The 824-nt window shown below is 58.0% G+C and carries 1 protein-coding gene; it reads left to right on the forward strand.

Translation table 11 applies throughout. The features are described from left to right. On the forward strand, positions 1-824 hold an 824-nt coding region (locus SMC1_RS00710; RefSeq protein ID WP_279386553.1), incomplete at both ends, for a DNA gyrase subunit A.

Raw genomic sequence — 824 nt, forward strand, 5'->3', positions numbered from 1 at the left:
CTTCCAGCCAAAGTGCCGCAGCTTCTGCTCAACGGTTCCAGCGGAATCGCCGTCGGCATGGCCACCAACATCCCCCCTCACAACCTTGGCGAGCTGATCGATGCCCTGAAGTACATGTTGGACTGCCGGATCAGCAACGAACCTGAGGACCCTGCCCAGATCCGGTCGTTTATCAAGGGTCCCGACTTTCCGGGCGGTGGCCTCGTGGTTGGCACGGACGGTATCGACGAATACATCGCCACCGGTCGGGGCAATGTTGTCACGAGAGGAAAGTACACGATCGAGAAGGACGGCAACAAGATGCGATTCATCATTACAGAGTTGCCGTTTGAGGTGAATAAGGCCGAGTTCGTCCAGAAGGTCGCCAACCTGATGAAGGACAAGCGCCTGACCCAACTGTCTGACCTGCGCGACGAATCCAGCCGTGAGGGCATCCGGGTCGTGCTTGAGCTGAAGAAAGATGCGGTTCCGGAGCGAGTTGACCTGCTGCTGCGCAGACATACTCAGTTCCAGCAGCACTTCCACGTCAGCATGCTCGGAATCCTATATGGCGTGCCGCGCACCCTCCCTCTGCGCGATGTTCTGGCTACATTCCTGGACTTCCGCGAGGCAACGCTTCGCAAGAGGTTCGCTCTGGAGCTCCGCAAGCACGAGGAACGGCTGAACGTCCTCAACGCTCTTGTTATCGCCATTCGAAACATCAAACGAGTGACGGAAATCCTGACCGCGTCATCGTCTATGGACGATGCATCGGCTCGCCTCGTCGAGAACTTTGGACTCAACGACCGGCAGGTGGAGGCGATCCTTGAGATGCGCATGCGGTC

It is taken from the genome of Candidatus Cryosericum septentrionale (assembly GCF_003570995.1).
GTDB classification, from domain to species: Bacteria; Caldisericota; Caldisericia; order Cryosericales; family Cryosericaceae; genus Cryosericum; species Cryosericum septentrionale.